Source organism: Collinsella sp. CLA-ER-H3 (assembly GCF_040092425.1).
In the GTDB taxonomy this organism is placed as follows: Bacteria; Actinomycetota; Coriobacteriia; order Coriobacteriales; family Coriobacteriaceae; genus Collinsella.
This window is the reverse complement of sequence record NZ_JBBNLP010000005.1, coordinates 144,118-170,961: the sequence shown is the minus strand read 5'-3', so window position 1 is coordinate 170,961 and position 26,844 is coordinate 144,118. Positions and strand designations below refer to the sequence as shown.

Below are 26,844 nucleotides of genomic sequence, written 5' to 3'. Positions count from 1 at the left end.
TCGAGGCCTACCTCGTGTACTATCGTGAGGAGCGGATCAAGAAGTCCCTCGGGTGGCTGAGCCCGATGGAGTACCGCAGGAAGCTTGGATACGCCTAGGCGCGGTCCAAGAAATCGTCCGCACCCCCATTTGTAAGAATTTTACCGTGAATTTGAATGTTGCAATCCAAGTAGTGCTGGTTTGTGTGGTGACTATTGATGCCGATTTTAGCTTTGCTTGTTCAATTTCGGTCTTCCACTCCCTCTGGTTCATCGCATGCGCAACAATTCCGTTCTGAATCCCCGAAATACTCGGCGGGAAGGACTGGTTGTCGGCAGTAATGGAAAAGCTCTCTTCCCTGGCGTCAAGGTGCTGCTGAATTCGGTCGGCATACTTCTCGGCCCATTCATCGGCCTTGCCATTCCGCACAAAGTAATTATTTGACAGGTCGGTCGAGCGGTAGGCGTAGCCGGCCTTTTGATAGTTTGCCGTGTGGTCGGAGTGGGCGATTGCCATGAGCTCGTCGGTCAGGCCAAAGTACAGATGGCGCTGGTCCAGGTCTCCGTACCAGTTGTCGCTGGTGTCGTCCCAGGTTAGGTCCATCTGGCACCATTTGCCGTCGATCTTTACGGCGTTCCAGGTGTGGCCGTTGCCTGTGATGCGGCCGTTGGCGATGCCCGCGGCGTCAAAGAGCTTGGAGTAGATGCGCTGATAGCTCTCGCAGGTGCCCTGGTGGCGCGTGAGGCCGCTTTCGGCCGAGCACCAGTTGAGGCTGTGGTCGTACTCCAGCTGGTCGAGCGTCCAGTCGTGGAGCCACAGCGCCATATCGTATTCCGAGCCGTTTGTCTCTTGCCTGCACTGGGCCACAGCGCTGTTGACGATCTGCGTGACGCTTGGGCGGGCGGCGTCGTTTACGGTCACCTCCGCCGTGGTGCGCAGGTAGTAGACCCCCTTGTCGTTTTGGGGGTCGTTTCTGTCGTTGTCCATAAAGTAGAAGTAGATGCGGTACGTGCCCGATGCCGTGAAGTCAAAGGTAAAGTCGTGGCCCGTGGTGCCCAGACTGTAGTAGCTGGCCCATGCCGGGCGCGACGGGTCGCAGACGCTCTCATGGCTACCGTCGTCCCAATAGGTGGGCACGTCCATGCGCGCCTTGGCCTGGGACGAGCCGTTGGTCTGGGTTACGTGGAAGGTCGTCGTGGTGTCCGCGGGGGCGTAGTTCCACGAAACGGTGAAGGTGACGCCGTTTTGGGTTGCCGTGGCGGAGTGGACGTAGGTGGTTTGTGACGCGGCGGAGATTGCGGCGGGCGTGGGGGTGGCTTGGGCGCGGAGGGATGGGGCGGTGGTGCCGGCTGCGGCGGGGGTGCCGTCAGCGCTTTCCGTGTTGACAGCGCTGGTGCTGGTGAATGTTGCAGTGCCGTCCTCTACGGTATCTGCTGTCGCATTTGTGTTGGTGCCGTCTTCCGCCTTGCCTGTGTCGTTGCTCGTGGCGTCGGCTTGCTCCTGCTGCTCTGCGGTTGCCCGAGGCTGCACGGCTTCTGCGATGGCTGACATAGGCAACCTCGCGCTGACCATGGACGTGCACGCGATCGCGCAGAGCAGGTAGTAAAGGGGTCGTTTCATAGCGGAGCCTCTCGGTGAGCGGCCAATAGGGTCCGAAGGCAGCTCCAGGCCAGCACTCCGCACATATTTTGTTGGGTTTATTTTACGGGAACCCCAGTCAGCACCAGCGAACTTTCTGGGAAATGTTGGGGAGGGGGGTGCTATGGGAGACGGCTTTGTGGGCGGAAACAGCATTAATAAAAAGCGCGTCCCATTTAGCATCTGCTCGAAGCGGTCGTACCGCGCGATGCCGGTCCAGCCGTCGGCGCACCTGAACCCATCGATCAATCACCCGGTAATCATGATGGTGTTGTCAACGTTGTCACCCCTTTCACAGCATGGACATGCAATAGATCGGCATGAGCCAGTTGGCCTAGATGTCTATCCCATGCGATAAAGACGCTTCCAATAGATCGCTCTGCTCGTTGGGTAGATTATGGTGGCGGCCGGCCGCGTTTATATAGAGTCGCCCGTCCATCGGGTTTTCGATGCGCGCCTCTTTGGGTGCGAACTTCAGAAGGTAGGGGATGTCGTCGTTAGGCATAGTGTGTTCTCATTTGGGCGATGACGGCTCGGACCGCTTCGTGTGCCCGGGATGCTTGCTGTCGAAGCGGGGGCTCACGGAGCCTTCGTGTTGGATTGGCGTGGCGTTCGTGGCTGTCTTGTCCGTGTCTCTGGAATGTACGTTTGGCTTGCCGATGTCCCGCAATTGCTCTAGGTTTTTGTGCGATCTGCCTTCGCTTTAATGTCGCTGTTTTGCACCAATCAAAAACAGCATGATGCTTGCCTGAATCTCAATTAGTTCGGGGTCGGGTTCCATACTGCCGAGGTCCATTAAGTTATAAAGATGCGCCCCGTAGCCAACAACGGTTAAGGTGCTGGGGTTAATACCGCCAGCATCCAAGATTACTTGCGAAGAGCCGAGGATGCTCATGCGATACAGGTCAAATATCTCAGCTGCGATTGCTACATTTTCTGTGCCGGAAACTGATTCGTATGCGCTTTTCTTCAACGGATTTATCGGAGGGTTCAGCGTTCTTGCGAATTGCATAGCAGCAATATTGTTCAAGATGGCAATCTGTCGGTAGGTAAGCTGTTCGGCGAGTTTGATGAGGTGGTTTGCAGTCGGCCTGCTGATCTCTGGATGAAAGAGAATATTTGCATACAGTCTTGCAAGGTAAACTGTCTTTTTCTCCTCGTGCTCTCTTTGTGCGGCCAACAATGTGCCCTCAAGGAGCTCCTCGCTTGCCGGTCGGCTGTTACTGTCTTTAACGAAGAAATTATCGTTTCGGGGGGTCTTTCCCTGGGCGATCTTTTCCTCAATGAGCTCCTTCGCCTTGGCGTATACGGTTCCAACCCTTTGCTCTTCCAATGGCGCGAGGGTACGTTTCTTTATCTCGCTTCCCATGTTTTGAAACATGTGCTCTATGGCTGTTGCCGCGACGCTTCCCGCAGCCGCTCCTTCTGGACCACCAATTGCTGCGCCTATGAGTCCTCCGGCAACTGCGCCTGCGGCGCTGCCGGCATATTCGCCAACGTTGTCAATGAGGGTCTTTTTAATTTCATCTTGTTTCATGGTTTCTTCTCTCTGAAGGGGTGAGGTCACATTTAGGATTTGGGCTATTGTCTAATTGGGGTTCGCAAGGTTTCAAGGATGATGGATGCATGCGTTCTTGGGTATCGATTATCTCGGAAGTGATGACATGTCTGACGTTAAGAAGCAACACTATGTTCCGCAGTTTTATCTTAGGTCGTTTACCGATGATGATGGTTTTCTTTATGCTGTGAGGCGCGGTACGAATGGGGTTGGATCTGTCTTTAAAACCAGGACCGACGGTGTCTGCGCCGAGAGGTACCTGTACGAGGTCAGGAGACGGGTTCCAAAAGCTGAAGACGCATTTGTTAAAAAAGGTGCAGCAGAACACACGCTCGGTAAGAACGAAAAAATATTAGCGTCGAAGTACGAGTCACTGCTTGGTTGCTTGGATGTCCGAAAGTTTCCGAACCGAGATGTTACGTGTGAGATTCTGGATCATTTGATTTGCTTAATTTCGATGCTGATTGTGAGAAACCCCGTCTATCTAAATGCTGAGAGGGGCAGTGCGGATGACTTTGCCAATCAATTAAAGGCGTCCGGCTTCCTCACTGAGGAGGATCGGACTGCGCTCAAAGCGGAAGGATTTGAGGGCGAATTCAATTCGCTTGTTGAGTTCGTTTTGCAAGGTATTGTTCTTTTTAACTTAACCGATGACACGCCGCTGCTTTCGCTTGTTTCTTTGATGCGTGGGATGGATTGCTGTTTTTGCGTGGCACCTGATGGGTCAGAATTTATAACCTCTTCGTATCCCGTTTTTGCCGAGTGGGCGGATCTGAAAGATGCCGATCCCTATAGCATTTACTTTCCGTTAAGCCCTCGCTATGGCGCGGTTTTTAAGCGTAAATCAGATAGCGAACGCTTGGTAAGAATCTCCTCGATCAATAGCTCCATGGTGGATACGCTCAACGATGCGCTCGTTAATGGTAACGATGCGTGGGACTGTCTCATTTCAAGAGACCGCGAGCGTTTGGAGGCAATTACGGTGCTATGAGGTAGTGGCCCATTGTTGACCAGATAACTTCCATTAGCGTTCCGATATGTTATTGATTACCTAATAACGCAGCTGGTCTTTAACCTAACGGGGCATTTGCCTTACAAATTTTTACTGCCAGTTGTTTGATATTCTGTTCTTTAATAAAGAATGACCGTTGGGGGCGTTATGCACGATAAGCCATGGCTTACTCCTGAACAACAGATTGAGCATTTGGAACGTAAAGGCGTAGCGTTCAAATTGATGAACAGACAAGAAGCTCTAAGTTATTTAAAACATAACAATAATTATTTTAGGCTCCGCTCGTATCGGTGCGGTTTTGATAAGGTTGTTGGTGGAGTAAATGATGGCAAGTATATTGGTCTCGATTTTGCCATGCTCCAGGATCTGTCTGTTATCGACTATGAATTGCGGCAAGTCTTACTGCCCATGACAATCGATATTGAGCACTTTGCAAAAGTCGAGCTGTTTGAGAGGCTTGGGCGCGACTCAGTTGATCCTTATGAGATTGTGGAGTACTACCTCAGAAGCAAGAAGGGTTCGCAAAATGATTGCATGTCTGGCGGAAGCGTGACACGTGAGATTGATTCAAGGTTAAACAGCTGCTATATCAATGGTCTTATTTCAGCCTATAGGGAAACTGGCTATCCGGTCTGGGTTTTTACAGAATTAATTACCTTCGGAACCTTTATCGATTTTTGGTTCGCGGTTTCTCACTATCTTCATGATGTGGAATTTAGAACACGCGCCTATGAACTGCAGGCTGTGAAGGGCCTTAGGAATGCCTGCGCGCACAACAACTGCATTATTAATGATCTGAAGTCGGGCAAGCCCAGGTATAACGTTTCGTATGACGTAAGAAATGCTGTGACGGGACTTAAGCTCCAAGATGTGAATGTTAAGGCTAAGCTATCAAACGAACGTCTACAGCATATTGCGACTACGTTGTACCTTCACAGCACTATGGCTTCAACCGGGGTAAGGGCTAATAAAGGAAAACAGCTGCGCAGGCTAGTTGAAAGAATGTACCGCAATGAGAGCTACTATCTTCGTAATGATCAGATAAGAACCGGTTTCGCATTTATCAGCGGCTTGATTAATGGCTGGTTTGTGAATTAGAAAAAAGTTCTTTTATGGGGACGTGTACATAACTATACTATACGCTCACAATACAAAGAAGGCTGGTTGTCTTCTTATCGGGGACGCATCCTCTGGGTGTGTCCCCGTTTTTCTTTTCATTGAGTAAGACGGACTGTCTGAATGAGACGGGGAACTCCTCATGAGTTCGGTGCTTATCGTTGCGACCCGATTATTCAATATCCACGTTGGTAGGCTTTTTTGGACATGATTGCTATTACGCGTGGGCACTAGGGCCAGTGTGGGCCCCTGTAAAACCCGATGACTATTATTTCTTAAGTTCTCTTATCCTTAATATGTTGTTTCATCGCGTTGACGTTGATTGAAGGTTGTTGCATATGGTCTTTCAAGGATTTCCTGTTTCCGATCCTCCGGAAAACTGGAAGGAGATGGAGAAGTCCGTTGCGCAGATTCTGTCAGCTTCTGGAATGGATGCTGAGATTCAGAAAACTATTAACTTGGCGCGAGGAGCTGTAACCGTTGACGTTTATGCTCAGCCCAAAAAGAGCCTGTATGGGCCAATTATATGCGAATGTAAATATTGGAACACAGCTGTTCCTCAGGAAAAGGTGTTTGCATTTAGTCGGGTAGTTGGTGATAGTGGCGCTTCTCTTGGGTTGTTGATTTCGCGATTTGGATTTCAAGAGGGAGCTATTAATGCTGCGCGATATAGCAATATTAAATTGCTTTCATGGCCTGAGTTCATTGAGTATATAAAGCCCTTTTGGCTCTGTGAGACAACAAGGCGTTGTTTGGGCTTTGGGCAGATTTTGCTGAGATATTCGGATCCCCTGGATGTTCCGACTCATCTTATTGGCGATCAAGGGCGTGCGGAATATAAAAAGCTCCTTTCGAAATATCGCGGGCTTGTTCAATTGCTGTCTTTGCTGAATATCGAGGTTATTTCTCAGGTAGAGTATCCTGCAATGTTGCGAGATGGTGACATTGTGTGCGCTGCTGATGCTTTTGTAAGCAACTATGCGGACGTGCTTGCGGCAAGGACTGCGGATCAATTGTTCACTTTCCTTGTCGATACTTGCGATCAGGCAATTAATGAATTTGATAATGTTTTTAACGGATTCGATTTGGATGATACTCCCTATGAAGAAGTTGCTAAATATGCGGACGATTTGATCGAAGCGCTTTTCCCAGAAGAACATTCTTCATCCAGAGAATATGGCGAAAACGAAGTCTCGCGTATTAAATTTGAACATCAAAATGCAACGACGGATTTAATTAGATGGATAAGGAAGACGGTAAGGACAACGTGACGCGTAATTTCATTCGCAAATTAACAACCGCATAGCGGAGCACGGCCCGCGCCCCGCTATATAATTTCTAGCCGCTAAACAATTAATTAATAGCGCAGGGGGCGCGGGCCGTGTCCGCGATCGCCGCATCAGTCGACGAGGAGGCGTCCGAACTCGTCGGGGCAGAGTCTGGATTCAACATGGCTAAGGAGGGGCTTTATTGATCTTCAGTAGAGTCCAATGGGTGGTTGCAATGCTCATCGGACAAATGGATAACCGTGAATATGCGTCAATAATATTGATAGGTCTTTTTGCGATTTACCTTCTGGCTAAGGGTAAGTTGTTAAGTGTTGTTAAATCGTTTGCCGATGTTGCCAAACTTGTGCTAAATCCTAAAATTCTGATTCCTGCGCTTATGCTTGTAGCGTACTCCTTGCTTTTGATATATGGTGCGCTTGTTTGCGGGTTTTGGAATACAAGCATCTTGCTCGACACGATTCTTGAGGTTGTATTTGTCGGGTTTCCCTCCATGCTAATTGCGTCCAAGGCCACATCGGTTACTTCTATTAAAAATGAATTGATTGTTCCCGAGGTCGGTTATGGCGCGCTAACGTCTTTCTATATCAACTTGGTTTGTTTCCCGATTCTGGTTGAGGTTGTTCTTCAACTAGTCATTTTGTTTTTGGGTATTGGTTATGCTCTATTTTCATCCAAGCGTGATCTATCCAATCTACGCCTATTTGAAAACGCGAGAGCTGTTTTGGGCATCATAATTTTTGTTGCAGCAACGCTTCTGCTCTCAAATACTTGGTTTTCTATGGACTGGGGCGTTGAATTAAGTTCGCTATTTCTTTCAATTTGGTACCCGGTATTTATCATGCCTTATGTTCTTGCCCTTGCTTATTATGCCTCGCTTGAATCGATGGCCATGCGGATTAAAGTTTCGGAAGAGAACCTGCCTACAAAGGAGTTTATTAAGATTGCAATGGCGTTGCTTCCAAACTTTCGATATATCAGGCATTTCAACGGATGGAATGCCCATGAGTATCTAGAGTGTTTAAACCCGTCTGAAAAAGCTTGCTACTTGGGTACTTTTAAGCGCGAGATCGACACGGCCGCCGCTAACGCCAACGCTAAGGTTAAACGGTTTGAATCGGGTAAGGGGAGTAGCGGGTTTGATGAAGATGGGATATGGCTTGACTGGACACATCTGGAAGAGATGAAGTCCTTTCTTTGGACAATTGCAAGCTTGGAGAATCGGAGTTGGATGGAATCCGGTGCTTATTCGTCTTTGGATGAGGCGTTTAACTGCTTCTTGCCTAAAGGCTGCAATGGATCGTTGTTGCTTTCTCGCGGAGAGGATACATACGTCTGTTGGGTAATCAATTCATCAGGTTTTGTGTTTGCTGCCGGTTCTAGAGATGGTGCTTTTCCTTTTATGAAATACGAGGGCGATCGCTGCCCAATTACTGACGGGTCGGATATGCTCTCTGAGTTTGTTGATGACAGCGGGGATGCTGATACGCGACTTAAAAACTGGCACTTCAGCTTTTATGTTGATAAATCTTACTTGTGATTACGCTTGAGACTGGATGATTTAACGATGCTTCTCTCTGCGGACCTCGGTGCTCTTTTGTTGCGGCGTCTGATTGACCTGCACCTATTTCGGTGCCTATTTGTTGCTATCGGCCGACCTCGCAGCGCTGGCGTATGTCGGTCTCGCTCAGATTGGTGATATCGGATTGACGGACCCCGAGTTTTCCCTTAAAGTAATCGTTGTGATGAGGCCTTGCGACGGTACGTCCGGCTTGGTCCGTGGGAACCGCCGAAAGGCGGTTTTCGCGTTTAAGGGGTCCAAATGGATAAACCATTTAAATCTATTGATGAGCAGATTGCTATTCTTGAAAGCCGTGGACTCGAATGCGATAACAATACTCGTTTAGTTTTGGAGCGCGAGGGATACTATCCGGTTATTAACGGTTACAAGGATTTATTTCTCGACCAGCGCGGAGATTCTTGCCACGAGCTATTCGTAAAAGGTACGAAGTTTTCTGATATATATCGTTTATTCGAATTTGACCGTTCATTGCGTCTGCTCATGTTTGAGTACTTTAACAAGGCGGAAGCGATTCTTAAAACCGTCTGTTCTTATCGTTTCGCAATGGCCCATAAAGATAGCCCGGAAGCATACCTGGATAGAAGATCTTACCGTGTCGATGCTGGTTATCGAAAAAAGATCGACACGCTCATTGATGATTTCGAGAAGGTGCTATGTAGGTCTCAAAAATGGAAAAGCGATTATAAAAGGGACTATATTCGGCATTATGAGAATAATCACGATAATACGCCGGTATGGATTCTTATGAATTATTTGATGCTTGGTCAGGCATTCAAGTTCTACGAGTTTCAGCCAGAAAGCATGAGAAATTCCATTGCCAAGTCGTTTTCCGATCTCTATTCCGAGACGCATGAAGTCGATAAGCGCATCAGCCCCCGAAGGCTAAGGCTCGCATACGATCACATCAAAGATTTTCGAAACATCTGCGCGCATGACGAGCGTCTGTTCTGCGCGAGGGTGTCTCCGTCTCGCGATGTCAATCTAGTAGGGGTTTTAAGCGATCTTGAGCTAGTGCTGACTGAGGATGACTATAAGATGTTACGCCGAAACATACTGCTTGATGCACTTAAGTTGAGTGACGAGCTCAGCAACGATGCCAGCGCAAAAGTGCTTTTCGCTATGGGCGTTAACGATTTGCCGAGCGTGTTTCCTAAGGAAATATTGGGGTCGTAATCGACGCGAGCGATGAATTTACGGTAGCGCTCGATCACGTCGTCCGGGAAGAAGCTGCCGGAACGGAGCTTCGGGATGCGCAGCGTCAGCGTGCCGAAGCAGGTGGCGAGCGGCCTCTCGCGGTAGCCGTTTCGGCTGTTCGCCCTGCCTCCGCACAGCTGGTCAGCCTCGGCGTCCATCACTGCGTTCGCGACCTGTTCTGGCGCCTTGTCGAGTAGGTCGTGAACGCCGATGTGGAAGTAGAGGCCGACAGGCTGTGCGGCGAGGTCGCCAACAATGTTGCGCTGAGTCCCGAGACTGTTGCAATGAAAATGAGAATTAAGAGTCTGAAACAAACGCCGGTTCACATGTCCATGAGCTTCATGTTTATTGGGCATACAATCATAATTACTTAATAATGGGATTATTAGAATAAACGTTGTTGATTGACGTGGAGGGCTTGGCAAGTTGGACGTAATGGCTGTTATAGACGATAATTTTAACATTGAAGATGAGGATGATTTTTTCTCCTCTATTTCGGACTATCGTGATTTATCCCTTTCTTCTTCTGACTGGACAGTTGAAACTTTATTTGGTCAAATGAAAAAGGGAAATATTGATGTCTCACCAGAGTTTCAGCGAAGGCAAGTTTGGGACGCGAAAAAACAAACCGCTTTTATTGAGTCTTTAATTCTTGGTATTCCAGTTCCTCAAATTGTGATTGCTCAGAACAAACAAGAGCGGGGTAAATATATTGTCCTTGATGGCAAACAGCGCCTTTTGAGCATAATGCGTTTTTATGATGGCGATCTCCGTTTGGGAAAGCCTGAGCTACTTGAGGAATTAAAGGGGCTCACTCGCGGTGAGATGGATGACGTTTACCGTGATGCCATCGATAACGCTACGATTAGAGCCGTTAGGATATCCGGATGGAATAACGAGTCGGTTCTATACACTATATTCCATCGATTGAACAGCGGAAGCGTTTCTCTGAATACGCAAGAGTTGCGATTTGCATTAATGCCTGGTCCATTCACTAGGTTTGCTTCGTCTTTTACAGACTTTGACTTTGAATTTGCCCGTCTGTTTAGCGAATCAGCCGATGGCCCTGATTTCCGAATGCGCGACATTGAATTACTTACGCGTTATTGTGGGATAGTGCATAGGCCCGATTTGTACATGGGCAACCTCAAGGAGTTTCTCGATCAAACCACGGCATGGCTAAATGACTTAGACTCTGAGCTCACTTACCAATCGTATGCTGGTGATGCGGTTAAAGCTATATCCCTCTATAGGGATGTTTACGGCTTGATTGAAGCGAGCTACGGTGAAAAGATGGCTCCCTTTACACTTTTGCAAGGTGGAAAGAAGCCGCGTTTTAACCGTGCGGTTTTCGACGCTCTCTGTTTTGTAGCGCAGGACGTAAATATACGAGCGGCAATTGCCTCTAACAAGAAGAATGTGGCGGCTGAGCTTGGGCGAGTACTTTCCTCTCCCGGGTTTATAGAGGCATGCTCTGTTTCCACTAAAACCAAGAGGTCTCTGATCGCAAGGATTGAGATCTGGAGCGATGCGCTATCTGCGCTTTTGGAAATACCGGTTAAGAAATTGGCTCTTGATAAGGATGGGAAAGTAATCGTTGACCGCTAGATTTGATCGTCTGCATTCAAGGACCATTTCTCTTAGAGATCGATATCTGCCCGAGAAGCCAAATAAAATCGGTGACTATAGCGAGGAACAGCAGGATGATGCGCGTGCTTGCATTTTGCTTGTTCATGCTGAAGTTGAGTCTTATCTAGAGGGACTGGCAGAGGAGCTTTGCGCCCATGTCCGGGAGCTCATTGCTAAAGAGCACTACGATTCATTCACAAGTTCTTTCTTGTTTTTTTATGGGGCCAAGGCTAATGAGCTTAAAGGAGCTGGGTCTTTAGAAGACGTTGCAAAGGGGGCCGTTTCCCTGCACTTAAAGGTGCTACATGGCAACAACGGAATCAAAGGCAAAGATATTTCTAAAATGTTCGACCCTTTTTTTGTTGGCGGTATCGATTTGGATTTGCTGTTGGAGCAGGCTCTTGATTCATTTGGGACATTACGCGGAAAATGTGCCCATTCTTCTTTTATCGGCATTAGCGAGGAGATAAATTGTTATGAAATTCGCGAGCAGGTGATTTCCTTGCTAGGGCTTTTGGATCAATTTGATTCCCAGTTTAATGATTTCGCGCGGTAGCGATACGTTTTTACGGATCGGCAGTTCGAAGGCGATTGACATTGGTGCCTTCATGGCTCTTTCCCAATTTGATATAACCGTCCTCGTGCCCGCGCTGGCATATTCCTCTGCCTTCTTGATCAGCTCGTTCATCTCTTCCAGTTTATATATGTCGAAGCGCCTCCTTATGCCTGTTCATGCCCCACTATGCCCCATATGTACTCCATCGTCGTTTTCAGTGTGGGTGACTGAGTTGCCGCCTGGGAGGGTTTCGATGGCTCTTGTCCTTATCCCGGCGATCGCGTCGGAAGCGTTGGTGTAAGGGTGACGCCCTGGAACACGTTTAGCGACGAACATCCTTCGTCCTAGAATTTGAAATCACCACAACAACTGGTTCTGGGAAAGGGTGAAGACTCCATGAAAACTTAATCAGGCCTGACGCCGGACATGATCGCCATGCCCCGGTTCGACGTCAACGCCATCAACATGCTGGGATGCTTTGATATCGCGCCGAGCTGGTCGCAAACGCCTCGATGGACGCCGATGCCGACCGGCATTGCGGCGGCGCGGCGAACAGCCGAAACGTCTGCCGGGAACGCAGCCTGATTGCGCGTTTGCGATGCGACGCGACAGAATTGGCGTTGCTTCATATATGAATAAGGACAGTCCATTGGCACGCTTTTGTGGCCGGAGAACATATTGGTCCGTCTTTCCATGTTCTACTGGTTGCTATGCTGCGGCGGATATGAGCATGTTCAATTTCAGCTCCGCACCTAAGGATTCATGATGAAAACTCTCAATGGCCTCATGAAGCATCTTAGGGATAAAGAAATAGAGATACACGGCCCTATCCATAAAAGATAGATGAAGAATTACGGCTATTACCATGGCTACAAGGGGCACCGTTTTGTGGGCAACTCTTCCAACTGCTTGGATTTAACGAGCTTCGATGAAGCAATTGCCTTAAATGAGTTTGATATGGCGGTCAAGGCGCTCTTATATCCAAGCGTAATGTTTATTGAAACTGCGCTAAAGAACTATACGCTAGAAGCCGTGCTTGAAGATTCTCACTCGTTCGTGCTGGAGGATATTTTCTCTCAAACGCTCGTGGCGTACCGTGATTACCCTAGAAAAAGTAAAGACTATAGCGCTGCTATGAAAAAGCGCCTGGGTCTGCGCGCGGAAATCAATAGATTGATTCAGTACAATTATTCCAAGAACCCTGTTGTTAGACATTTTTATGACAGCGATAAACCCTTGCCTATTTGGGCGCTATTCGAGGTCATGACTCTAGGAAACTTCGATGTTTTCTATTCGTGCTTAAAGGGCTCGGTTAGACAGAGCATATCCGATGACCTAAAGCTTCCGAACAATTACGACGGCCCCGGGCTTCTCGAACGTACTATCTTTGTGCTCAAGGATCTCCGTAACGCGATTGCTCATAACAGTGCCGTTTATGACGTTAGGTTTAAGAGGGCAAAAGTGGGAAATCAGCTTTGCCAGATGCTGTCATCCGAGGTTGGCGTTCCTTCGATAGACTTTTCAACTATTACTGACTATGTCGTCCTAATTGTCTATCTGCTCAGAAAGATGATGGTTTCCAAAACTGTGTGCTATCAGTTAATTCGGAACTACTCTAGCGTGCTGGAAGACTTGCACGGCTCTCCGTCTTCCTCAGATTGTCACAAAATAGTAAAGACTGGGGCCAGGAGCAAGATGGATGCACTTCGTGGCCATATTGCTGCAACTTAAAAATCGGCGCCTAAAGATGAAGATAGTTTTCACTTGTGGCAGGGCCCGTAGACAAACATAGGATATCGACTAAAATATAGTCAATTGCGGTGGAAGCCTTCGGGCGACACCTGAAGAGGGTTGATGCGTCGGCCCTCTTTTTTTGACGATTTTTACAGCATGCTTGATATGGCTGCACGGGGCCGTGCGGGAGCATTCGTGCAGGGAACGTCGCCTCCAGAATTGATCTTGCGATTCAACTGCCGCTCGACGTGGTCATATCGCAAGATACCGATCTGGCGTCGGTGCTCCTGTACCCATCGTTTTTTCGCGCGGTAATCACGACGCTATTGTTTGCGATCTTGCCCTCTTGCTCCGTGAACATGCAGTAGATCGGCAAGATCTATTGTCCATCGTCGCGACGGAAGAATCCGCGCAAGGGATTCCCATGGCCACGACCCCTTCCCACCGAGGGGATGAGGATTCGGCTCCATAGCGATAACGGCCCGTAATGGTGTGCCCACTGTCGCTAAATGATTTCTTCATTGTGGTGAAGGTTGCAATCGATACTGTCGATTCGATATTCGCATTGGAACGCATATTTGGCCGTTTTGAAAACGAGGTTGTCCGGTATGGCGCTTCACTTCATTGAGGTGTATAGAATATAGCTAAATACAACAGCTCTTCGGGAGCTTTAAAGGCGACGCTTTCTGTTAGAGAGTGTTGCCCTTTTTTCATGCATGTAATGTGCGACGTGCTTGCTAAACGCCATTCCGGCAATGGGATGGTCGAGTATGGGCGGTTTGCACCTTGCGCCTGCTGTCATTGGTGTAGCAAGAACTTGATTTAGCCTACTTAAAGTCTATAATCAAAGAAAAACACTGATATACCTTTCTAAAACAATGAAAGGAATGTTGAGTACCATGCTTTGCCAGTTCACCTTCAGGAACTATAGATCCTATCGCGACGAGACCGAGCTTTCCATGCAGGCAACATCGATGAGGGAGTTCGAGCGCTCCCTCATAGAGTGCCCTGACGGGCAGAGTTTTCTTCCGGTGGCTGCGGTGTACGGGCCTAACGCTGGCGGCAAGTCTAACCTGCTCGAGGCGCTTGACTACATTCGTTCGGCGGTGGCCAGGCCGATCAGATTGCTCTCTGCCAGCACTGATGCGCCAGAGGGTAACCGTCCTTCGATACCCCGTTGCTCTGCGTTTGAGTTCGATGAAGTGTCGGCTGCTGAGCCCGCCGAATTCGAGCTCTATTATCGCGCGGCTGAGCACGAGTACCGCTATGCCCTGTCCGTGCATGCTGACGAGATCGTGTCCGAAGGCCTGTGGCGGCGAAAATTGGGAGCGTCACGCACGGCGATGCTGTTCGAGCGTGAGGGCGCAGAGGTTGAGCTCGGTCCCACGCTGCGTAAGCTCGTGACGGCTGCGAGATTCAACCCGAGGCTGCCGTACCTGTCGTTTCTCTGCATCAACTTTGACGCGCCGGTGGTCAAGGAGGCTGCCAGCTGGTTTCTTGACGGGGTGTTCCTGAACTATAACAGCTCCTATCTGGAGCAGATGCTCGAACAATTGCTCGATGAGGATGACTCACCCGAGGTCACGCGTTTTTTGCGCGCCGTTGATGTACGTATTGATGGCTTCAGAGTGGAGAGGGCGCCGGAGTGGCGCGGCCAGCGCGTCTTCGTGAGGCACGAGGTGGGCGGCAAGGCGTACGAGCTGCGTTTATCCGAGGAATCTGCCGGAACCCAGAAGCTCATGGGGTTGGCTGCGTATCTGATGACAGCGCTTGAGCGTGGTGGCACCGTTGTGGTAGACGAGCTCGACGCCAAACTGCACCCGAAGCTTCTTCGCTATGTGATTCTGCTGTTTAAGGATCCTGGGGTCAACAAGAGTGGCGCGCAGCTCATCTTCTCGTCCCAGGATGTGTCAACCATGCGAAACGATGTGTTCCGCCGTGACGAGATATGGTTCGCTGCGCGCGGCGAGGGGGAGGCGAGCCAACTGTGGTCTCTCGCCGACATCCACGAGGCAAACGGTAATCTGGTAAGCAAGAACGCGGCTTTCGACAAGCAATACCTGTCCGGTCGCTACGGCGCCGATCCGTATCTCACCCGCATCGAGGAGTGGGATTAGCATGGTGGCGAAGAAGTCGAAGGGCTGGCGTAGCGGCAAACGAGAGGGCCGCTCGCGCATGGTTCAGATGACGCGTCATCTTGTAGTGAGCGAGGGCAAGGAGACCGAGCCTCGCTACTTTGAGGGTGTGCGTGCGGCGTTGGGTGCGGCGAACGAGCGTAAGGTTGCCATTGTCGTTAAGGGGACCGGCAAACACACACTTGACCTACTTGACTTTGCCGTCGAACACTGCCGCTATGCGCCCGAGACATTCGACCATGTGTGGCTCGTGTATGACAAGGATGACTTTCCTGCGTCCGACTTTGACGCGATGGAGCGCAAATGCGACGAGCTCTCCGATGGTTCGAGGACCTTCCATGCGTTGTGGTCGAACCCCTGCTTCGAGCTGTGGCCTCTTCTGCACTTTCGCTACACGACCGCGCATATGTCCGCGTCCGACTGCCAGCATGCCCTCGCGCAGGAGATGTCGAGAGACCTGAGCATCGAGTACCGCAAGAACTTGGACGGGCTGTTCGAGGTGGTGGACGGCAAACGAGGCGAGGCATTGCAGCGTGTTGGGCGCCTCGTCACATACCATAGGGGGCTGGGTAACGTTAAGCCATCTGCGCAAAACCCTGCAACTAAGGTGGGCGAAGTTTTCGATGTAATCGGGCCGTATCTGGTTGGCTAGTCGAGTCTGTGGATTGGCTTTTCGGTTAGGGCGATTGGCGGATTGTGATGCGCTCTTGCAAATCCGGTGCGTAGGAGAAGTGCGGAGAAAAATCGAAACTCGCCGAGCATAGCCCGATTTCAGGCAACAAAACCGCAGGTCGCGGGTGCCCAAAACTAGGGTCTGGTCGACAGGTCTCGGTTTTTCACCCCACTTCCGAATTGGTCGCTCATTTAGCACTCTCGATGTCCCCACATCCTCTAAAAAAGTTCTTAAAACAGCCTTAAAGGCGTTCCAACTCGCGTTGACAGCGTAAAATACGCATGTTTGACTATGACAGAAGTGGATTTTAGGGGAGGAGTACGCCATGGAGGTGCTGGTTGTTGGCAACACCGCATATGTTGACGATGACTTTTGCGCCAAGGCATTCCCCGGGGACCACGTTAAGGTTGTAGCCGCGCAGGAAGCGCGCCGCGATGAGTCGTCGCCCCATGCTTCGTGGAAAGAGCTCCTCCAGCACCTGGATCAGGCCTACGAGTTCGACCGCGTGGTTTACCTGTCTAATTACCTTACACCGCATACCGATTCCGTGGGCGATATCGAGCTGCTGCGCTCGGTCTTTCGTACGTGCGCGGGTCGCCGGGTCCAACTACTGTATGTAGCGGGGCCCGCGGGTGCCGAGGGTGCCGCCGATGCCGTGGGGCGAACGGGCAAGGGCATTATCGCGCACGCAGCCAACGACCTGTGCCGCTACTACGCTGCTCGCGAGGGCGTTCAGACCAAGATCCTGCGCGTGCCGTTCCTGTATACCGCGTCTGCCGCGCTGGAGGACCCGTTTTTGGTGCCGATGTTCGACGCATGCTCAACCGGATCGGCCGCTCTGCAGGGCGCGCAGGATGCGGCGTTTCCCCTGCTGTGTGCCGAGGAGCTTTCGGTGCTGGTACGCTGTATCTTCGACAGCTGGAATGGTAACTTTGAGACGCTCGACGTAGCCGATACCTTCCATCACACGGTGGGTGAGGTGGGCGAGGCCCTTCAGGCGCTGTTCCCAGGGCTCTCAGTTGCCTATGGCGAATCTGCCGGCTACGCCCTGCCCGCCAGCGACGTCGCTCGCGTGCGCTATGGCTGGTTTCAGCGCTACGACTTGCTACGTGACCTCTCGACCATTCAGGCTCGCTGGGATGCTGGTCGCGCAAAGAAGGTCAACCCCTTGCGCGCGGCCATCGACCGCATCCAAATGCACACGCTGCCTATAAAATGCCTGGAGACGGGCGTTGCCTGGGTTCTGTTCGAGATGCTGGAGCGCTTGTTCTCCCAATCGGCCCAGCTCAACGTGCTCGATTATCGCCTGCTCTACGTGGTGCTGATCGGCACGCTGTATGGCTTGGACTTTGGCCTGGTTGCGGCGCTGCTGGCGTCGGTGGGTTTGGCCGCGAGCTACTTTACTCAGTACGGCTATACCTTCCAGGGCCTTTTCTACGAGCCGTCCAACTGGCTGCCGTTTATTGCGTACTTTGTTGTGGGTGCCGTGTGCGGCTATGTGCAGCTGCGCAACAGCGAAGCCATTAGGGCGGAGCGCGATCAAAACGAGCTCGTGCGCAACCGCAATACGTTCCTTACGCAGCTCTACCACGACGCGATCGAGGACAAGCGCGCGTACAGGCGCCAGATCGTGGGTCGCCACGACAGCTTTGGCAAGATCTTTGCCGTGACGCAGGAGCTCGACGTGTTCAACCCACGCGACATCTATCGCAAGTGCTGCGAGCTTCTGGGCGAGATCCTCGAGAACGATTCGGTGGCGATCTACCATGTTTCGGGCGGGGCATTTGCACGCCTGGTGGCAGCAAGTCCCGCGATTGCCGAAGATGCCGCACGCTCGCTCACGCTTGAGCAGCTTGCACCTCTTCTGGGCGACAGGGATCGTTCGAACCTGTGGGTGAACCGCGAGCTGACGCCGGGGCTTCCCATGTTTGGATACACGATCGAGCGCGATGGGGCACCCGCCGTGTTGATCTTTGTGCGTCGTGCGGCCGAAAACCAAATGACGCTCTATTACCAAAACCTGTTCCGCATCTTGTGCGGCCTGGTCGAAAGCGCGCTGGGCCGTGCCTTTGACTATGAGGCGGTTGCGCAGGATAAGCGCTGCGTTGAAGGTACTTGCGTGCTCAAGCAGGCTGCCTTTGGCCAAGAGCTCGCGGCGGAGCAGGCGCTGGCAGATGGCAAGATGGGGAGTTTTTTGCTCCTGCGCGTGGTACCGGGCATGGAGCCTGTCGGCGAGCTGGTGGGCGCAATTGGGTCGGCAATCCGCGAGAGCGACGCGGCGGGCTTGGTCGATGGCGACGTGCTCTACCTGCTTATGCGCCAGGCAAAGGCGTGCGATCTGCCCATTATCCGCGAGCGCCTGAGCGCAAAGCAGATTGCGGTGGAGCCCGTCGACGGCGAGGACATCGTGGCGTTACTGCAGCACATCGCTTGCACCGGTGACGGTGAGGGGGGTGCCGCTTGATCTCGCTTGTCGTTGCCGCCGTCTTGTTGCTGATTCATGCTCTGGTTTGTCTGATGCTGTGGACGCTCATGAAGTTGGGCCTGCTGCCGGTGCGCGGGCATATGCTGGCTGTGATAGTGCTGGTGCCGCTGTGGGGCCCGTTGCTGGTGGTTCTGCTATCGGTCCGCGGCGCGGTGTTTGGCGAGGGGCTGAAAGAGTCTGCGCTGGAGTCGCTGCGCTTCAACGACGACCTGCATCGCAGCATCCTAGTGCACGAACGTGATGCCGATGCAGGCGTAGTGCCGCTCGAGGAGGCGCTCATCGTCAATGACCCGGCAGAACGGCGCCGCCTAATGCTCTCCATGCTCACCGAGGAGCCCGACGCGTACCTGGCGCAGCTGCAGGCGGCTAAGCTTAACGACGACGTTGAGGTGGCTCACTATGCCGCGACGGCGGTGGCGCAGATCTCCAAGGAGTCCGACCTTAAACTGCAGCAGCTGGAGCGTGCCTTTAAGACGGACCCGAGCGCGCAAAACCTCAACGAATACTGCGATTTTCTTGGTGAATACTTGGGCTCGGGCTTGGCCGAGGGGCGCGTGGCTCAGATTCAGCGCCAACAGTACGCGCGCCTGCTTGCGCGTCGCTGCGAGCGCGAGGACACCCTTGAGCTTCGCATTCGATACGCGACGGCGCTGGCCGATGCCGGACAGATCGACGAGGCGCAGGCCGTGACCGACCAGCTGGTGCTCGACGTGCCCGAGGGGCAGGAGGTTTGGATGCTTTGCCTGCGCCTGGCGGTGATGCGCCGCGACGGTGACGAGGTCCACCGCGTGATCGATGCGATTGACAAACAGCATGTATACTTGAGCGCCGCCAACCGCGAGGAACTGGCGTTTTGGCGCAACGGAGAGGAGGCCCGATGAGCGTGGTACAGCATATCCGCGACCGTGCGGGCCATTTTCGCTGGATGGGGCTGCTTGTGGTGTGGGCGGTCTTTATTGCCATGGCGGCCGTGCTGCTGGTGGAGCGCGCCGGCGTACAGTACAGTGCGGGCCAGCATAAGCTGGGGATGCTTGCCGCCAACGATGCGCTGCCGGCTTCCTCGGCAATATTTGGCCAAAAGCCCACGTGCCTGGTCATTACCGATTCCGATCAAGCTGGCGTCGAGGATGTAAAGGAGCAGTTCGACCAGATTCTGCTCGACATGAAGATCGCGCACCGCGACGTGGACCTTGCCCTGGACGGCGCGGATGCCATTCCCTCGCTGACCTCCTACGATCGCGTGATTTTGCTCATGCCGTCGCTCGATGGGCTCGGTACGCACCTGAGCGACATTATGAGTTGGGTGAGTGCCGGCGGTTCGCTTATGCTCGCCATGCCGCCGGATAACTCGGGCTATCTGCAAGTGATTGCTCCCAAGCTTGGCATTGAATCTGCCGGATATGACTATGTAAAAGCCGAAAGCATTGTGCCGAGTGAAGACTTTATGCTGGGCGGGGGAGAGCGCTACGAGCTCTCGGACCCCTTTGATTCGTCGCTTTCGGTTTCGCTGTGCGAGACGGCTCGTGTGTGGGCTAAGACCGGCGATGCGGGCGCCCCGCTCATTTGGTCGAATGACTGCGGTAGCGGTCGCACCGTGGTGTGCAATATCGGTATCTATGACAAGGTCATGCGCGGCTTTTACGCCGCGGCGATCAGCCTGCTGGGCGATGCCACGGCCTATCCGGTCATCAACAGCGCTGTCTTCTATCTGGATGACTTTCCCAGCCCCGTGCCCTCGGGCGACGGCACCTACATCAAGCGCGACTACGGGCTTTCCATTGCCGACTTTTATACCAAGGTCTGGTGGCCCGATCTGCAAAAGCTCGCGCAAAAATACGGCATTCGCTATACCGGCGTGATGATCGAAAACTACGAGGACACGGTCAACCAGACCGAGCCCGCGCGCCAGGCCGATACCACGCAGTTCCGCTACTTTGGCGGCATGCTGCTGCAGATGGGCGGAGAGCTGGGCTTTCACGGCTACAACCATCAGCCGCTGGCGCTCTGGGACACCGACTATGGCACGCTGTACGACTACAAGACGTGGAAGAACAAGGAGACGCTCGTCGCATCGCTCAACGAGCTTATAGCCTTCCAGGACGAGGTGCTGCCCAACGCGCACGGCTCGGTCTATGTGCCACCGTCGAATATCCTTTCGGCCCGTGCGCGCAAGCTTATCGGCACCGACGTGCCGCGCATTAAGACCATTGCCAGTACGTACTTTGAGGACGGAACCGACCTGCCCTACGTGCAGGAATTTGGCGTGGCGAGCGATGGCATTGTGGAGCAGCCGCGTATTGTCTCGGGCGGCATGGTCGACGATTCCTATATGCGCCTAGCCGCCGTGTCCGAGCTCAACATGCACTACGTGAGCACGCACTTTATGCATCCGGACGATCTGCTGGATCCCGATCGCGGCGCTAAGGAGGGCTGGGAGGTCTACAAGGGCGGCCTGACCGACTACCTGGACTGGCTAACCAAGTCTGCGCCCGACCTGCGGCGCCAGACCGGTTCGGAATGCTCGGGCGCCATCCAGCGTTTTTCGTCCGTGACGGTGGGCGTGGACACAGGCGCGGATGCCTGGACGATCAGCCTGGGCAATTTCCACGACGAGGCGTGGCTCATGTTCCGCGCCAACAACGGCGAGCCGGGTGCAGTCACGGGTGGCGAGATTAAGCATCTGACGGGCGATCTGTACCTGGTTAAAGCCACGGACAAGACGGTGACCATTGCACGCAAGGAGGGTGGCGACAAATGAGAATCTGTTTGGTACTCGAGGGTTGTTACCCCTATGTGCACGGCGGCGTATCTACCTGGATGCATGGCTATATCCAGGCCATGCCCGAGCACGAGTTTGTGCTGTGGGTGATCGGCGCGCATGCTGCCGACCGCGGCAAGTTTGTCTACGAGCTGCCCGGCAACGTGGTCGAGGTGCACGAGGTGTTCTTGGACGATGCCCTGCGGCTTTCGGGCGAGCAACATGAAGCCAGTTTTGACGACCGCGAGCGCGAGGCGCTACGCCGCCTGGTGTCGCTCTCCAATCCGGACTGGGACGTGTTGTTCGATATCTTCCAGCGCCGTCGCGTGCATCCGCTCTCGTTTTTGCAGAGCCGCACGTTTATGGATATCTTTCGCGACGTGTGCCTGGCCGAGTACCCCTACACGCCTTTTGCCGACGCATTCCACACCATGCGCTCCATGTTGCTGCCCGTGCTCTACCTGCTGGGCAGCGAGGTGCCGGTGGCCGATGTGTATCACGCCATCTCGACCGGCTACGGCGGCCTGCTCGCCTGCCTGGGCTCAAGCGTTCACCAGGCTCCGGTGCTGCTGACCGAGCACGGCATTTATACCCGCGAGCGCGAGGAAGAGATCATTCGCGCCGACTGGGTCGTGCCGTCGTTTAAGGACCGCTGGATTCGCTTTTTCTACCTGCTTTCGGAGGAAATCTACCGCCGCGCCTTCCGCGTGACAAGTCTGTTCCACAACGCCCGTAAGACGCAGATCGATATGGGCTGCGATGCGGACAAATGCCTGGTTATCCCCAACGGCATTCAGTTCGACCGCTTTAAGGACATTCCCTTAAAGCCCGATGACGGCTGGGTGGACATTGGCGCGGTGGTGCGTCTGGCGCCCATCAAGGACGTTAAGACCATGATCTATGCCTTCTTTGAACTGCACGAGCGCCTGCCCAAGGTGCGCCTGCATATTATGGGCGGCGTGGACGATGAGGAGTACAGCGGCGAGTGTCATGCGCTGGTGGAGACATTGGGCGTGCGTGACTTGATCTTTACCGGCCGCGTCAACGTGGTCGAGTACATGGAGAAGCTCGACTTCACCATTTTGACGAGCATCTCCGAGGGCCAGCCGCTCAGCGTGCTGGAGTCGCTTGCCGCGCGCCGTCCCTGCGTGACGACCGAGGTAGGCTGCTGTCGCGAGCTGCTCGAAGGCGCTCCGGGCGATGACTTTGGCGTGGCAGGTTTTGTGACGCCGCCCATGTATCGCAAGGGCTTGGCCGATGCCATGGAGCGCATGTGCACAAGCCGCGCCCGCCGCATTGAGATGGGAGAGCGCGGCCAGCGTCGCGTCGCCACGTACTTTTTGCACGAGCAGATGCTCACCAACTATCGCGCGCTGTACGACGAGACGGCGCGTGCGTTTGACCTGCCCAGAGAGGGGGAGTAGCCGGTGGCCGGAATCGGTTTTGAGCTCAAACGCCTGTTTAGGCGCAAGGGTCTGTTTGCCACGATGCGCGCCTATGGCTACGCCGGCATTGTGTGCACGGGCCCCATGCTGCTGGGCGTGCTGCTCCAGGTGGGTATCTTGGTGCTGTGCGGTCTGTGGGGTGTGGGGCGCGCCAACCAGGATCTGCTGGTGTGCATGGTGACCTATACGCTGCTGGCATCGCTCACGCTCACAAGCTTTTTCTCCATGCCGGTCACGCGCTTTTTGGCCGACATGCTCTTTGCCGAGTGCGAGGATGAGATCCTGCCTTCGTTTTGGGGATCTAATGCCATCATGCTCGTTGCGGGCACGGTGCTCTACGGCGTCTTTTTGCTGTTCTCGGGCGCCACGCTGCTGCAGGGGCTGCTGTGCCTGTGGCTGTTCAACATTATGATTGTCAACTGGAATGGCATGAGCTACCTCACGGCCATCAAAGATTACCGCGGTATCCTGTGCAGCTTTGCGGCTGCCATTGGTGTGGCATGTCTGTGCGCCCTGGCCGCGCTGGCACTTGGGCTGCCGCCGGTCGAGGGCCTGTTGGCGTCAATCGCCCTAGGCTACGGCGTCATGCTCGCCTGGGATGTGGTACTGCTGTACCGGTATTTTCCACGGAGTGACCGGAGTCCCTGGCGTTTTTTGCGCTGGCTCGACCAATTTATGCCGCTTGCGCTTACGGGGCTGTTTACCAACTTGGGGCTTTTCGCACACCTGGTTATTATCTGGGCGGGTCCTATTGGCGTGCAGATCAAAGGCCTGTTTTACGGGGCTCCTTACCATGACGTGCCCGCACTCATTGCGTTTTTGACCACACTCGTCACGACCGTCAACTTTGTGGTGTCGGTCGAGGTCAATTTCTATCCGCGCTACCGTGACTACTACAGCCTGTTTAACGACGGCGGCGTGGTGGGCGATATTGTGGTGGCCGAGGAGGAGATGCTCTCCACGCTCAACAGCGAACTGCGCTTTTGCGCGCTCAAGCAGCTGTTTGTGACCGCGGCGGTCATCTCGCTCGAGACCACAGTGCTCTCGGCCCTGCCGCCGGGCTTTAACAATCTTATGCACGGGTATTTTCGCACGCTATGCGTGGGCTACGGCCTGTATGCCGTGGGCAACACGATCCTGCTTATCTTGCTGTACTTTACCGACTACAAGGGAGCCGTTCTGGCCTCGGGCCTGTTTGCCGGTGTGGCAGGGCTGGCGACCGCCGTGTCGTTGCTTTTGCCGCAGCAGTTTTACGGCTTTGGCTTTTTGTTGGGTGCGGTGGTGTTTTTTATCGTGGCCCTGCTGCGACTCGATACCTATACCGCCAACTTGCCGTATCGTATCCTGAGCCAGCAGCCCATTGTGGCGACCGACAAAACGGGTCGCTTTACACAGCTGGGCCGCTTGCTCGACTGTGCCGAGCAGCGCTATGAGGAGTGCCGCCGCAAGGGCGTGCCGCACGGCGCGTTTCAGCGCGCAGTAGTTCGCGTGTATCGCAACCATTGGGGAGGTTCTGATGATCGATAAGTTGATGTCTCGCCGCTGTCTGATCGAGGCGGCTGCCGGCGCGCTGCTGCTTTCGGGCTGCTCATCTCAGGACGAATCCTCGACAAATAAGGTAAAAAAGCAGGGCAAGATTAAAAAGGCCGAGGCCTCCGACCAGTCCAAGCATCTGCGCGATAAGGACGAGCTGTACGAGGTCTATGATGACTCGGGCATTGTGACCATGTATCTGACGGTCTCTCGCGGCAACAGCTCCGAGAACACGGACCATAGCTGGGCCGAGATCAACACGTACTCTGTGTATGACTATGCCGACATGGGCGTGACGCGCTATCAGGTTATGGGCCTGCTGCAGGCGGGCGACGAAGACGGCCCGGTGGCCGGCGAGGTTGGCTATGGCGAGGAAGCGCCCAATGCCACCGTGCAGGTGCGCGGCCAGACGTCGAGCTCCTACACGCAAAAGAATTACAAGGTGGAGCTCAAAAAAGGCAAGGGCACCTGGCGCCAACAGCGCGCGATTGCGCTCAACAAGCACATGGGCGAGGGTATGCGTTTTCGCAACAAGATGGCCTACGACCTTATCCGCGGGATTCCCCAGATGATGGGCCTGCGCACGCAGTTTGTGCATCTGTGGGTGTGCGACCAGACCGAAAAGTCCAACGATACCTTTGAGGACTACGGCCTGTTTACGCAGGTGGAGCAGCTCAACAAGACGGCGCTTAAGGCACATGGCCTGGATAAGAGCGGGCACCTGTATAAGGTGAACAGCTTTGATTTCCATCGCTACGAGGACACCATTAAACTTGCCGACGATCCCGACTACAACCAGGCAAGCTTTGAGGGCATGCTCGAGATTAAGGGCGATTCGGACCACACCAAGCTCATCGAGATGCTCGACGCCCTCAACGACGAATCGCAAAAGATCGATGACGTGCTCGACACCTACTTTGATACCGAGAACCTGGTCTATTGGCTGGCGTTTCAGATTCTGACGGGCAACTGCGATACGCAGAACCGTAACTGCTATCTGTATAGCCCGCTCAACTCCAAGGTCTGGTACATCCTGGATTGGGATAACGACGGCATGCTGCGCAAGCTGGAGCTTTCTCTTGCCGGGTTCTCGGACTATGCGAGCTGGGAGCGCGGCGTAAGCAACTACTGGGGCAACGTGCTATTCAATCGCGCGTTGCGCAGTAAGGCGTTTCGTAGTGAGCTCGACCGCGCCGTCAAGGACCTGCGCTCGTATTTGACCGAGGCGCGCCTGACAAAGATGATCAAGCACTATCGCGAGGTGACCGAGTCGCTCGTCTTTGCCGCCCCCGATATCGATAACCTGCCCGTGACAAAGGACCAATACGAGCAGATCGCCGCGGCGATTCCCTCCGAGATCGAGGAGAACTACAAGAGCTTTCGCGAGAGCTATAAAAAGCCCATGCCGTTCTACATTGGCGTGCCGCAGATCGATAACGGTAAGCTGCGCATTAACTGGGATGCGTCCTACGACTTTAAGGCGCGTGACATTCGCTATACCGTGGAGCTGGCGCGCGACTATGCCATAAGCGACGTGCTTTTTAAGGCCGAGGACGTGCTACTTCCCGAGGTGACCTGTGATGCGCCCGATGCCGGCCAGTATTTTGTGCGCGTGCGCGCCACCAACTCCGACGGCTATACGCAAGATGCGTTTGACTACTATGTGACCGATGACGGCAAGCACTACGGCATGAAGTGTTTTTACGTGCAGGATGGCGGTAAGGTCGTGGAGGACACGTATGAGGAGGGCTAGCGCGCTGCTTGAGCGCTTGGCGGCTCCGCCTGTGCGTGCCACGCAGGAGCGTTACCGCCATGAGCTCAAATATCTTATTAACGAGGGCGAGCACGCCGCGCTTGCCTGCCGCATGGCGCCGGTTTTTAAACTGGACAAGCATGCGCGGGCGGGCGGCTATACCATTCGCAGCCTATACTTTGACGACTATTGCAACTCGGCCTACGAGGAAAAAGACGCCGGCATTCTCATGCGCAAAAAGTATCGCGTGCGCATCTATAACGGCGGCGACAAGGTGATTAAGCTCGAGCGCAAAAAGAAGTACGGCAGCTGGATCTACAAGGAGGACGCGCCGCTCACGCGTGGCGAGTTTGAGCAGATTCTGGCCGGTGACTACGACTTTTTGCTGAGGAGCCCCTATCCGCTCTGTCGCGAATTCTACATCGAGTGCATCTGCAATATGATGCGCCCGCGGACCATCGTGGACTACGAGCGCGAGCCGTGGGTGATGGACGAAGGTACCGTGCGCATTACCTTTGATAGCAACGTGCGTGCGGCGGTGGGAAGCTTTGACATCTTTGACGCGACGTTGCCCGCGTTGCCCGTGCTGGAGCCCGGCAAGCTGGTGATGGAGGTCAAGTTTACCGAGTTTTGCCCGCAGCTGGTGCGCGATATGGTGCCGCCAGGTGCGGCCGAACTCACGGCGGTCTCTAAGTACTGCCTGTGTTATGACAAGACCGCCTACCTGCGCGGTTTTAACTACTGGGAATCGGATTTTGGGAACCGAGGGGATATTTAG

20 protein-coding genes and 2 pseudogenes are annotated in these 26,844 nt (G+C 53.6%); 18 read left to right on the top strand and 4 right to left on the bottom strand.

The window, feature by feature from the left end; genetic code table 11:
* The coding region (locus AAAX32_RS05990; protein ID WP_349100292.1) for an IS3 family transposase at positions 1 to 98 on the top strand (98 nt) is incomplete at its 5' end.
* Positions 99 to 588: 490 nt separating this feature from the next.
* On the opposite strand, the pseudogene AAAX32_RS05985 reads toward AAAX32_RS05990, so the two are convergent.
* The 3 genes and pseudogenes from AAAX32_RS05985 to AAAX32_RS05975 all read right to left on the bottom strand — a co-directional run.
* Positions 589 to 966: pseudogene (locus tag AAAX32_RS05985) on the bottom strand (hypothetical protein); the annotation flags it as partial.
* Positions 967 to 1,951: 985 nt separating this feature from the next.
* Positions 1,952 to 2,122, bottom strand: a complete 171-nt coding sequence (locus AAAX32_RS05980) for a hypothetical protein (protein ID WP_349100288.1) — start codon at positions 2,120 to 2,122, stop codon at positions 1,952 to 1,954.
* A gap of 198 nt (positions 2,123 to 2,320) precedes the next feature.
* Positions 2,321 to 3,154: a hypothetical protein gene (locus AAAX32_RS05975; protein ID WP_349100287.1), complete on the bottom strand. Its 834-nt coding sequence runs from the start codon at positions 3,152 to 3,154 to the stop codon at positions 2,321 to 2,323.
* A gap of 85 nt (positions 3,155 to 3,239) precedes the next feature.
* Between AAAX32_RS05975 and AAAX32_RS05970 the strand changes: the two genes are divergently transcribed.
* The 5 genes from AAAX32_RS05970 (at position 3,240) to AAAX32_RS05950 (ending at position 9,344) form a co-directional block, all read left to right on the top strand.
* Positions 3,240 to 4,166 (top strand): DUF4238 domain-containing protein, encoded by a 927-nt coding sequence (locus AAAX32_RS05970; protein WP_349100286.1) that lies wholly within the window; start codon positions 3,240 to 3,242, stop codon positions 4,164 to 4,166.
* 168 nt (positions 4,167 to 4,334) lie between these two features.
* Entirely contained in the window at positions 4,335 to 5,285 is a 951-nt protein-coding gene (locus tag AAAX32_RS05965; protein WP_349100285.1) for an Abi family protein, read from the top strand.
* A 356-nt stretch (positions 5,286 to 5,641) separates the two neighbouring features.
* The gene (locus tag AAAX32_RS05960; RefSeq protein ID WP_349100284.1) at positions 5,642 to 6,574 is read left to right on the top strand and encodes a restriction endonuclease; all 933 of its coding nucleotides are present in this window, start codon (positions 5,642 to 5,644) and stop codon (positions 6,572 to 6,574) included.
* 232 nt (positions 6,575 to 6,806) lie between these two features.
* A complete protein-coding gene (locus AAAX32_RS05955) occupies positions 6,807 to 8,129 on the top strand; it encodes a hypothetical protein (RefSeq protein WP_349100283.1) in 1,323 nt (440 codons plus the stop codon).
* Positions 8,130 to 8,411: 282 nt separating this feature from the next.
* On the top strand, positions 8,412 to 9,344 hold the full coding sequence (locus tag AAAX32_RS05950; RefSeq protein ID WP_349100282.1) for an Abi family protein: 933 nt from the start codon (positions 8,412 to 8,414) through the stop codon (positions 9,342 to 9,344).
* Between the two features lie 20 nt (positions 9,345 to 9,364).
* Here the strand turns inward: AAAX32_RS05950 and AAAX32_RS05945 are convergent.
* Positions 9,365 to 9,577, bottom strand: a pseudogene (locus tag AAAX32_RS05945) (transposase); the annotation flags it as partial.
* Positions 9,578 to 9,800: 223 nt separating this feature from the next.
* On the opposite strand from AAAX32_RS05945, the gene AAAX32_RS05940 reads away from it, so the two are divergent.
* The 12 genes from AAAX32_RS05940 to AAAX32_RS05885 all read left to right on the top strand — a co-directional run bounded on the left by AAAX32_RS05940 (position 9,801) and on the right by AAAX32_RS05885 (position 26,844).
* Positions 9,801 to 10,973 carry a DUF262 domain-containing protein gene (locus AAAX32_RS05940; RefSeq protein ID WP_118098464.1) on the top strand — a complete coding sequence of 391 codons (1,173 nt, stop codon included), beginning with the start codon at positions 9,801 to 9,803 and terminating at the stop codon, positions 10,971 to 10,973.
* Positions 10,963 to 11,550: a HEPN domain-containing protein gene (locus tag AAAX32_RS05935; protein ID WP_118098466.1), complete on the top strand. Its 588-nt coding sequence runs from the start codon at positions 10,963 to 10,965 to the stop codon at positions 11,548 to 11,550. Before AAAX32_RS05940 ends, AAAX32_RS05935 begins: the two co-directional genes overlap by 11 nt.
* A gap of 843 nt (positions 11,551 to 12,393) precedes the next feature.
* Positions 12,394 to 13,281 (top strand): Abi family protein, encoded by an 888-nt coding sequence (locus AAAX32_RS05930; protein WP_349100281.1) that lies wholly within the window; start codon positions 12,394 to 12,396, stop codon positions 13,279 to 13,281.
* Positions 13,282 to 14,183: 902 nt separating this feature from the next.
* Complete coding sequence (locus tag AAAX32_RS05925; protein WP_349100280.1) at positions 14,184 to 15,401, top strand: ATP-binding protein; 1,218 nt, start codon at positions 14,184 to 14,186, stop codon at positions 15,399 to 15,401.
* A 1-nt stretch (position 15,402) separates the two neighbouring features.
* Complete coding sequence (locus AAAX32_RS05920) at positions 15,403 to 16,071, top strand: RloB family protein (RefSeq protein ID WP_349100279.1); 669 nt, start codon at positions 15,403 to 15,405, stop codon at positions 16,069 to 16,071.
* Between the two features lie 346 nt (positions 16,072 to 16,417).
* On the top strand, positions 16,418 to 18,556 hold the full coding sequence (locus AAAX32_RS05915; protein ID WP_349100278.1) for a DUF4118 domain-containing protein: 2,139 nt from the start codon (positions 16,418 to 16,420) through the stop codon (positions 18,554 to 18,556).
* A complete protein-coding gene (locus AAAX32_RS05910) occupies positions 18,553 to 19,458 on the top strand; it encodes a hypothetical protein (protein WP_349100277.1) in 906 nt (301 codons plus the stop codon). The genes AAAX32_RS05915 and AAAX32_RS05910 overlap by 4 nt, the downstream gene beginning before the upstream one ends.
* A complete protein-coding gene (locus AAAX32_RS05905; protein WP_349100276.1) occupies positions 19,455 to 21,335 on the top strand; it encodes a DUF2194 domain-containing protein in 1,881 nt (626 codons plus the stop codon). Before AAAX32_RS05910 ends, AAAX32_RS05905 begins: the two co-directional genes overlap by 4 nt.
* Positions 21,332 to 22,759 (top strand): GT4 family glycosyltransferase PelF, encoded by a 1,428-nt coding sequence (gene pelF / locus AAAX32_RS05900; RefSeq protein WP_349100275.1) that lies wholly within the window; start codon positions 21,332 to 21,334, stop codon positions 22,757 to 22,759. The genes AAAX32_RS05905 and pelF overlap by 4 nt, the downstream gene beginning before the upstream one ends.
* Positions 22,760 to 22,762: 3 nt before the next feature.
* Entirely contained in the window at positions 22,763 to 24,307 is a 1,545-nt protein-coding gene (gene pelG / locus AAAX32_RS05895; protein ID WP_349100274.1) for an exopolysaccharide Pel transporter PelG, read from the top strand.
* Positions 24,297 to 26,066: a CotH kinase family protein gene (locus tag AAAX32_RS05890; protein ID WP_349100273.1), complete on the top strand. Its 1,770-nt coding sequence runs from the start codon at positions 24,297 to 24,299 to the stop codon at positions 26,064 to 26,066. Before pelG ends, AAAX32_RS05890 begins: the two co-directional genes overlap by 11 nt.
* Positions 26,053 to 26,844: a polyphosphate polymerase domain-containing protein gene (locus AAAX32_RS05885; protein WP_349100272.1), complete on the top strand. Its 792-nt coding sequence runs from the start codon at positions 26,053 to 26,055 to the stop codon at positions 26,842 to 26,844. Before AAAX32_RS05890 ends, AAAX32_RS05885 begins: the two co-directional genes overlap by 14 nt.

Coding starts and splice junctions, on each gene's coding strand:
- AAAX32_RS05890 (WP_349100273.1), top strand. CDS start 24,297: ATGATCGATAAGTTGATGTCTCGCCGCTGTCTGATCGAGGCGGCTGCC.
- AAAX32_RS05930 (WP_349100281.1), top strand. CDS start 12,394: ATGAAGAATTACGGCTATTACCATGGCTACAAGGGGCACCGTTTTGTG.
- AAAX32_RS05955 (WP_349100283.1), top strand. CDS start 6,807: ATGCTCATCGGACAAATGGATAACCGTGAATATGCGTCAATAATATTG.
- AAAX32_RS05915 (WP_349100278.1), top strand. CDS start 16,418: ATGGAGGTGCTGGTTGTTGGCAACACCGCATATGTTGACGATGACTTT.
- pelF (WP_349100275.1), top strand. CDS start 21,332: ATGAGAATCTGTTTGGTACTCGAGGGTTGTTACCCCTATGTGCACGGC.
- AAAX32_RS05885 (WP_349100272.1), top strand. CDS start 26,053: ATGAGGAGGGCTAGCGCGCTGCTTGAGCGCTTGGCGGCTCCGCCTGTG.
- AAAX32_RS05980 (WP_349100288.1), bottom strand. CDS start 2,122: ATGCCTAACGACGACATCCCCTACCTTCTGAAGTTCGCACCCAAAGAG.
- AAAX32_RS05940 (WP_118098464.1), top strand. CDS start 9,801: ATGGCTGTTATAGACGATAATTTTAACATTGAAGATGAGGATGATTTT.
- AAAX32_RS05920 (WP_349100279.1), top strand. CDS start 15,403: ATGGTGGCGAAGAAGTCGAAGGGCTGGCGTAGCGGCAAACGAGAGGGC.
- AAAX32_RS05925 (WP_349100280.1), top strand. CDS start 14,184: ATGCTTTGCCAGTTCACCTTCAGGAACTATAGATCCTATCGCGACGAG.
- AAAX32_RS05975 (WP_349100287.1), bottom strand. CDS start 3,154: ATGAAACAAGATGAAATTAAAAAGACCCTCATTGACAACGTTGGCGAA.
- AAAX32_RS05965 (WP_349100285.1), top strand. CDS start 4,335: ATGCACGATAAGCCATGGCTTACTCCTGAACAACAGATTGAGCATTTG.
- AAAX32_RS05960 (WP_349100284.1), top strand. CDS start 5,642: ATGGTCTTTCAAGGATTTCCTGTTTCCGATCCTCCGGAAAACTGGAAG.
- AAAX32_RS05950 (WP_349100282.1), top strand. CDS start 8,412: ATGGATAAACCATTTAAATCTATTGATGAGCAGATTGCTATTCTTGAA.
- AAAX32_RS05970 (WP_349100286.1), top strand. CDS start 3,240: ATGCATGCGTTCTTGGGTATCGATTATCTCGGAAGTGATGACATGTCT.
- AAAX32_RS05905 (WP_349100276.1), top strand. CDS start 19,455: ATGAGCGTGGTACAGCATATCCGCGACCGTGCGGGCCATTTTCGCTGG.